A 7,312-nucleotide genomic window follows, 5' to 3' on the forward strand; every position below is an offset into this window, starting at 1 on the left:
CGGGGGACGCGGGGCCCGCCCCGCCGGCGCGGATCCCCCGCCCGCGGCCCGCACCGCGCCGCCCGCGCCGCCCGCGCCACAGCCCGGGCCCCCGGGACGCGCTATAAGTCCCGCCGCCCTCACCGATTCGCGTTCAGAGCGTCCATGTCCCCAACCCCGCCCCGCGACGCCGTCGCCGACCTCGATCCCCGGAGCGCCCAGGCGGCGCACGCCGCCCTCTCGGCCGAGATCGCCGAGCACGACCGGCGCTACCACGGCGAGGACGCCCCCACGATCTCCGACGCCGAGTACGACGCCCTGCGCCGGCGCTTCGAGGCGATCGAGGCCCGGTTCCCCGAGCTCGCCGGCACCGGCGAGGCCTCCGCGAGCGTCGGCGCCCGGGCCTCGGACAAGTTCGCCAAGGTCCGGCACGCGGTGCCGATGCTCTCCCTCGGCAACGCCTTCTCGGACGAGGAGATCGCGGAGTTCGCCGAGCGGGTGCGCCGCTTCCTCGGCCTCGGCCCGGACCAGCCCCTCGCCTTCACGGCCGAGCCGAAGATCGACGGGCTGTCCCTGTCCCTGCGCTACGAGGACGGGCGCCTCGTCACGGCGGCGACCCGGGGCGACGGCGAGGTCGGCGAGGACGTCACCGCGAACGTGCGCACCCTGCGCGAGATCCCCGAGGTGCTGGCCGGCGCCGACGTGCCGGACGTCTGCGAGGTGCGCGGCGAGGTCTACCTGTCGCACGCCGATTTCGCCGCCATCAACGCGCGCCAGGAGGAGGCCGGCCGGCCGCTCTTCGCCAATCCCCGCAACGCCGCCGCCGGCTCCCTGCGCCAGCTCGACCCCGCGATCACGGCGGCGCGCCCGCTGCGCTTCTTCGCCTACGCGGCCGGCGAGATGTCGGCCCTTCCGGCGGAGACCCAGGGCGGCCTGATCGCGGCCTTCGCCCGCTGGGGCCTGCCCGTGAACCCGCTGACCCGGCTCTGCGAGAGCGTCGCCGAGATGCTCGAGCAGTACCGCCGCATCGAGGCCGACCGGGCCGCCCTCGGCTACGACATCGACGGCGTCGTCTACAAGGTCGACGCCTTCGCGCTCCAGCGCCGCCTCGGCTTCGTCGCCCGCGCGCCGCGCTGGGCGCTGGCGCACAAGTTCCCGGCCCAGCGCGCCACCACGGTGGTGGAGGCGATCGACATCAATGTCGGGCGCACCGGCTCCCTCAACCCCCTGGCGCGGCTGCGGCCCGTCACGGTCGGGGGCGTCGTGGTGTCGAACGCCACGCTGCACAACGAGGATTACGTCCACGGCGTCGACGCCGACGGCCTGCCGATCCGCAGCGGGATCGCGATCTGGCAGGGCTCGACCCTGCGCGCGGACGTGGATCCCGCGAACGGGTCGGACGTGCGCGTCGGCGACACCGTGGTGGTGCTGCGCGCCGGCGACGTGATCCCGAAGGTCGCCGACGTGGTGCTGGAGCGCCGGCCGGCCGACGCCGTGCCCTACCGCTTCCCGGAGGCCTGCCCGGCCTGCGCCAGCCACGCGGTCCGCGGCGTCAACCCGCGCACGGGGCGGCTCGACGCGGTGCGGCGCTGCACCGGCGGCCTCGTCTGCCCGGCCCAGGGGCAGGAGCGCCTGAAGCACTTCGTCTCGCGCAACGCCTTCGACATCGAGGGCTTCGGCGAGACCTACATCGAGACCCTGTTCGAGGCCGGCCTGGTGCGCCAGCCCGCCGACCTGTTCCGGCTCGCCTTCGAGCCCCTGAAGGCGGCCGTGGTGGCGCGGCGCCAGGCGCTCTCGGCCGAGCGGGCGCTCGCCGCCGGGAAGGCGCCGGACCCGCGCAAGGCCAAGCCCAAGAAGGACGAGGAGGACAAGGCGATCCGCAACCTGCTCGCCGGGGTCGCGGCGCGGCGCACCATCCCGCTCAACCGCTTCATCTTCGCGCTCGGCATCGAGCAGGTCGGCGAGGCGACCGCGAAGGCGTTGGCCAAGCACTTCCCCGACGTCCCCGCCCTCCGGGCCGGGGTGATGGCGGCGGCGGCGTGCCGGCCCGGGCCGGACTGGATCGCCCTCGCGAGCCTCAACCGGATCGGCGCGACGACGCGCGAGCGCCTGCTCGCGGCGGCGGAGACCCCGGAGGTCGACCTCCTGGCCGGCGGCGCCGTCGAGCGCCTGTCGGCGCCGCAGCGGGAGGCCCTGCTGGCGGCCTACGGCGATGCCGCCGGCGTGCGGGAGGCGGTCGAGCGGGCGCGGCTCCAGCAGCCCGGCGACGCCTACCGGGCTCTCGCGGACGACGGCGAGATCGGCGCCGTGACGACCGATTCCCTGATCCAGTTCTTCGGCGAGGCGCACAACGTCGAGGCCGTGGAGGCGCTGCTCGCCGAGGTCCGGACCGAGCGGGCGGCCCCGGCCGCCTCGGCCGCCGCCTTCGGGGGCAAGACCGTGGTGTTCACGGGCTCCCTCGAGCGCATGACCCGCAGCGAGGCGAAGGCCACCGCCGAGCGGCTCGGCGCCAGGGTCTCGGGCTCGGTCTCGGCCAAGACCGACCTCGTCGTGGCGGGGCCGGGCGCCGGCACCAAGCTCAAGGACGCCGAGAGGCACGGCGTGCGGGTGATCTCCGAGGAGGAGTGGCTCGCGATGGTCGAGGCCGCGTGAGGCGCGCGGGCGCGCCCGCGGATCCCCGGCCCGCGCCGGCGCTTTTTTCGCGCGCCGCGGGATCCCCTTTCCGGGCCGATGCTCTATGGCTCCGGGGACCGCCCGCTCCCCTGCGCGAAGGACCGCCCCGCATGACGACCTCGCTCCTGCTCGCGGCCGCCCTCGCGGGCTTCGTGTACGGCATCACCCCGGGTCCGGGGGTGCTCGCCGTCCTGGGCATCGGCGCCGACCAGGGGCGCCGCGCCGGCGCCGCGTTCCTGGTCGGGCACCTCGTCGGCGACGTGCTCTGGACGACGCTCGCCCTCGTGGCCATCGTCGGGGTGACGGCGGTCGGCTCGCTCGTGTTCGACCTGCTCGGCCTCGTCAGCGGCCTCTACCTGCTCTGGCTCGGCTGGCGCGCCGTGCGGGCCGGGCGCTCGGCGGGCGGCGAGGCGGCCTGCGCCCGGGTGCGGCGCCCGCTCCTCCACGGCCTCACCTTCGGGCTCACCAACCCGAAGGCCTACCCGGTGGCGGTCGCCACCCTGACGGCGCTCCTGTCGGCCAAGGCCGGCCTGCTCACCTGGGCCATGCTGCCGGCCCTCGTCGGGGCGTGCTGCGCCGGCGGGTTCGCCGCCTACCTGATCATCGTCGGCCTCGTCGGCGCCGCGGCGGTGCGCAGGACCTACCGCCGGCACGAGATCCTGATCACGCGGGCGAGCGGCCTCATGTTCATCGGCTTTGCCGCGCACGCGATCCTGCACGCCGCCCCCGGGCTCATGGCGCCCCGGCGGGCGTGACCGCGGAACCTCCCGGCGGCCGGGCGCGGCGCCCGAAAAGCGACGGAATCCTCCGCGATGGGGCCCGGATGACGACCTTGCCCGCCCGACTGATCGCCATCGACTTCGAGACCGCGAACGAGCGCCGCGACAGCCCATGCGCGGTCGGCCTCGCCTGGATCGAGGGAGGGCGCGTGGTGCGCCGCGAGGCCCGCCTGATCCGGCCGGCCGAGATGCGCTTCTCGCCCGGCAACATCCGGGTGCACGGCATCCGGCCGCGGGACGTGGCGCGGGCGCCCGCCTTCCCGGAGGCGATGGCGCCGTTCCTGCCGGAACTCGCCGGCAGCCTCGTGCTCGCCCACAACGCCAGCTTCGACGTCGGGGTGCTGGCGGCGACGCTCGCGGCCTACGGGCTGGCGCAGCCGGCCTACGCGTCGCTCTGCACCCTGCAGCTCGCCCGGCAGCACTGGCCCGGCGAGCCCGCCTACCGGCTCTCCGCCCTGGCGGACCGGATCGGCCTCCGCTTCCGGCACCACGATGCCGGGGAGGACGCCTACGCGTGCGCCGAGATCGCCCTGGCGATCCTGCGCGAATCGGGCGCGCCGGACCTCGCAGCCCTGGGGCGGCGCCTGGGTCTGTCCCGCGAGCGGGCCGGTCAGGCGGCGCCCGCGCCCGGCGGGATCGCGGCCCGGGCGCTGCGGGCCCTGCCGCCGGCGCCGCGGCGCCCCGGCCTGCGCTTCGTGGTCCGGGGCAGCTCCGGCACGCCTTACGACGTGGTGCTGGTGAAGGGGCGGGACGGGCCGCGGCTGCGCTGCTCCTGCGCCGGGTCCCGCTACAGGCCCGATTGCCGGCACGTCACGGCCCTCGCCAACGGCGAGGTCGACGCGCTCCTGTCCGGGAACCCGGCGGACGTCGCGGCCCTCCGGGGGCTTCTCGGGTGTCCCGACATGAATGAGGCGGGTCCGCGCTCGCGCGCGGCCCGCCCGGTACCGTAGCTTCGTCTCCCCTCGAGGGCTCAGTGCGCTTCGCGCAGGGCCACCGCGTTCGGCGCCAGGCCGAAGCGCTCGGCGAGGTGCCAGCGCAGTTCGCGGGAGGAGTGGTAGCCGTAGGTGCTGTCGATCAGGTGGCTGACGTCGGTCGGGCCCTGGCCCTCGCCGCAGCGGCTGATCTGGTCGACGTGGAACGTCGTGCCGTCGTTGAAGACGGTCGGGGCGCCGGAGCGCCGGGTGAACTCGAACAACATTGTCTTTTCTTCTGTCGTTGCAGCGCTCCGCAGGTGCGGAGCGCTCATGGTGTGTGAGGCGACGATGTCTGCCGCCGTCGGAGCGGTTCTCAACCTCTCCAGCCGGTCTGGGTTCCGGGACCGGGCGGTCCCGTCACCGGGGACCGGGACGCAGCCGCGTCAGGCCGCCTGCAGGTTGCCGGCGGAGACCTTGCCGCTGCGCTTGTCGGTCTGCAGCTCGTAGGAGATCTTCTGACCTTCGACGAGACCGCGCAGACCGGCCCGCTCCACCGCGGAGATGTGGACGAAGACGTCCTTGCCACCATCGTCCGGCTGAATGAAGCCGAAGCCCTTCTGGTCGTTGAACCACTTGACAGTACCGGTATTCACGTAGGCATCCTCGTCTCGTGCAGGAGTCCCGACTGCTCGACCCGAGCAGCGTGACAGCGTCAAATCTGGGAAGTTGGCTTGAGGATCGACACCCGATCTTGAGCGCGTCGCCCAAGCCGTCCGCCCGTTGCCGCCTCCTCCCATGTAGGGAGGCTATCGGGCCGGAACAAGGCGGCCCCGGCGATCTGTGCGGGGATCAGCGGTTCGTCCGACCGCGCTGGTCCGGGTCGATGCCGCCCTCGGGGGTGGTGTCGTTGGCCACGTCCCCCTCCTGGGTGTTCTCGCCCTCGAGCTCCCCGGGCTCGCCGCCCGGGCCGGTCGCCCCCCGGGAGGTGCCGATGCCCGGGTTGCCCTTGAGGTCGGCGTCGGTCGGAACGGTGGTCTTCGGCTGGGTCGTGCTCATGCGCGGGGGTCCTTCGGGGTACGTCGTCCCGGCGGGTCGCGGCGCGATGCCCCGCGGCCTGCCCGGCGAGCCCCCTCAACGGTTGAGCGCCTGCTCCAGTTCGCCCCGGCTCATGCGCGAGCGGCCCGGGATGTTGCGGCGCTTGGCCTCGGCGTAGAGGGCGGCCTTCGTGGCCCCGGACCGGGTGGCCCGCTCCTGGCGGCGCGTGCGCCGGAACGCGCTGCGGTTCTCCTCCGGCGTCGCGCGGTTCGAGGCGCCGGCCTCCCGCAGCGCGATGGCGATGGCCTGCCTCGGGTTCGTCACCGGCGTCCCGCCCGGGCCCTCGAGGTCGGCGTGCTTGAAGGCGTGCATCACCCGCCCGATCGTGTCCTTCTGGGCCCGGCTCGTCGCCCGGCTGCGTGTCGTCTCCGCGGTGTCGTCCGCCATGTCGCGCTCCCGTAGCCGTCGCGGCGCGCCCCGCCGTCGCGGGTCAACGCGCCGGGCGCGCGCGCCGTTGCGGGAATGCGGGGCGGTCCTGCGTACAACTCCCTGTCGCGGGGCGGACCAGGCACCCATATAGGGGCAATTGCACAGGTTTCGGACGCTCCATGGCGGGTATTTCGGTCTCCCTCGAAGGTTCCAACATCCAGCTCTCGTTCCAGAAGGACGACCAGGCCACCGCGGTGGTGATGGACGCCCGCGCGGCGCGGGCCCTGGTGCGGGCGGTCGGCCAGCTCCTCACCGCCCTGCGCGAGCCCGAGGACGCGGATGGGGATGACGACCTGGACGACGACGAGATCGCGATGCTGGAGGTGACTTCGCCGGCGATCGAGGTGGGGACCGACGAGCAGGGTCAGGCCGTGGTCGCCCTCCAGGCCGGCGCCTTGCCGCCGTTCCAGCTCCGCCTGACCGACGAGGAGGCGCGCCACGTCGCCTCCAGCCTCAACGAGATCCTGAACGCCCCCCGCGACGTGCGCAGCTCCCAGGGCGACCACTGAGCGGGCAGGGGGCCCTTGAGCCGCGCCCCGCGGCGTGAGCGCGGGATCGCGCCCCGCGGCGTGAGCGCGGGATCGCGCCCCGCGGCGTGACCGCGGGGCGCCCGGTCAGAAGCGCGTGCCGGGGCTCGTGGGCCCGCCCGGCAGGTAGTCGGGCTCGGAGCCCGGCCCCCGCGGGTCGGTGACGCCGGGATCGTTCACCGGGTAGGGGGTGCGCGGGCCGGTCGGCCCGGTATCCGGCAGGTCGTCCGGTCCCAGAGGCGGCGGAACGTCGCCCGGGATGCCGCCGCCGGGATTCGGCTCAGGGTTTGGCAGGCCAGGGTTCGCCATGGTCGTGCCTCCTCTCGATGTGGGGGTATGGAGGTCAACCGGCCCGGTCCCGGCGGGTTCCGCCGGGGGAGGTCGGGGGCGCCCGGAACCCGGCCGCCCGGCCCCGGTCGACGCCGACATCGAGGGCGTCGCCCCCGGCGACGGCGACGCGCGCGTCCTGCCGGGATCCAGATCAAGCCCGACAAGCTGCGGCGGGAGCCGAGGGCCCTCGAGGTCCCGCGCCTTCCTGGCGAGCGGGAAGGTCGGGGCGGCCATCTGCCACGCGCCCTGGCTGCTCGTGGGGGTCGGCGCCGCGAAGGGCCGCACGATGACCTCCTGCGCCTCGATCAGGACCGACGTGGTCGATGCGGGGGCGGAGTGGCACGACGCGCCGGTCGTCGCCGACCGGGGGGTCGTCACCGACCGCAACCCGGGCGACCGCGACGCGTTCACGGCGAAGATCATCGAGGAGGTGGCGGGGGACCGCCACCGCGCGGCCTGACCGCCCCACGGTGGCGCCGCTCTCCGGACCGGCCGCGGGCGCCGCGGCCGCGGCGCCCGCGGCCGGCCCCGCCCTCAGGCCTCCTGCCCGTCGCCCTCGATCAGGATCTCGCGCTTGCCGGCGTGG

10 protein-coding genes are annotated in these 7,312 nt (G+C 75.1%); 5 read left to right on the forward strand and 5 right to left on the reverse strand.

Annotation, left to right across the window (positions count from 1 at the left end; genetic code table 11):
• The first annotated feature begins 144 nt into the window (after window positions 1-144).
• The 3 genes from ligA to DT057_RS33210 all read left to right on the forward strand — a co-directional run bounded on the left by ligA (window position 145) and on the right by DT057_RS33210 (window position 4,381).
• Window positions 145-2,631, forward strand: a complete 2,487-nt coding sequence (ligA, locus tag DT057_RS33200; protein WP_128566287.1) for an NAD-dependent DNA ligase LigA — start codon at window positions 145-147, stop codon at window positions 2,629-2,631.
• Between the two features lie 131 nt (window positions 2,632-2,762).
• Complete coding sequence (locus DT057_RS33205) at window positions 2,763-3,407, forward strand: LysE family translocator (protein WP_128566288.1); 645 nt, start codon at window positions 2,763-2,765, stop codon at window positions 3,405-3,407.
• Window positions 3,408-3,475: 68 nt separating this feature from the next.
• Entirely contained in the window at window positions 3,476-4,381 is a 906-nt protein-coding gene (locus DT057_RS33210; protein ID WP_128566289.1) for a 3'-5' exonuclease, read from the forward strand.
• A 20-nt stretch (window positions 4,382-4,401) separates the two neighbouring features.
• On the opposite strand, the gene DT057_RS33215 is transcribed toward DT057_RS33210, so the two are convergent.
• From DT057_RS33215 to DT057_RS33230, 4 genes are all read right to left on the reverse strand, one after another.
• Window positions 4,402-4,629, reverse strand: a complete 228-nt coding sequence (locus tag DT057_RS33215; RefSeq protein WP_128566290.1) for an AsnC family transcriptional regulator — start codon at window positions 4,627-4,629, stop codon at window positions 4,402-4,404.
• Window positions 4,630-4,788: 159 nt separating this feature from the next.
• Window positions 4,789-4,998: a cold-shock protein gene (locus DT057_RS33220; protein ID WP_128566291.1), complete on the reverse strand. Its 210-nt coding sequence runs from the start codon at window positions 4,996-4,998 to the stop codon at window positions 4,789-4,791.
• 196 nt (window positions 4,999-5,194) lie between these two features.
• Window positions 5,195-5,401, reverse strand: a complete 207-nt coding sequence (locus DT057_RS33225) for a hypothetical protein (protein ID WP_128566292.1) — start codon at window positions 5,399-5,401, stop codon at window positions 5,195-5,197.
• Between the two features lie 75 nt (window positions 5,402-5,476).
• Complete coding sequence (locus DT057_RS33230) at window positions 5,477-5,827, reverse strand: hypothetical protein (protein ID WP_128566293.1); 351 nt, start codon at window positions 5,825-5,827, stop codon at window positions 5,477-5,479.
• 161 nt (window positions 5,828-5,988) lie between these two features.
• On the opposite strand from DT057_RS33230, the gene DT057_RS33235 reads away from it, so the two are divergent.
• On the forward strand, window positions 5,989-6,378 hold the full coding sequence (locus DT057_RS33235; RefSeq protein ID WP_128566294.1) for a hypothetical protein: 390 nt from the start codon (window positions 5,989-5,991) through the stop codon (window positions 6,376-6,378).
• Between the two features lie 105 nt (window positions 6,379-6,483).
• Here DT057_RS33235 and DT057_RS33240 read toward each other — a convergent pair whose 3' ends face one another.
• Window positions 6,484-6,705: a hypothetical protein gene (locus DT057_RS33240; RefSeq protein WP_128566295.1), complete on the reverse strand. Its 222-nt coding sequence runs from the start codon at window positions 6,703-6,705 to the stop codon at window positions 6,484-6,486.
• On the opposite strand from DT057_RS33240, the gene DT057_RS33245 reads away from it, so the two are divergent.
• Window positions 6,704-7,186 (forward strand): DJ-1/PfpI family protein, encoded by a 483-nt coding sequence (locus tag DT057_RS33245; protein ID WP_162501590.1) that lies wholly within the window; start codon window positions 6,704-6,706, stop codon window positions 7,184-7,186. The genes DT057_RS33240 and DT057_RS33245 overlap by 2 nt on opposite strands.
• Window positions 7,187-7,312 lie beyond the last annotated feature (126 nt).

Origin of the sequence: Methylobacterium crusticola (assembly GCF_003574465.1) — a bacterium.
GTDB classification, from domain to species: domain Bacteria; phylum Pseudomonadota; class Alphaproteobacteria; order Rhizobiales; family Beijerinckiaceae; genus Methylobacterium; species Methylobacterium crusticola.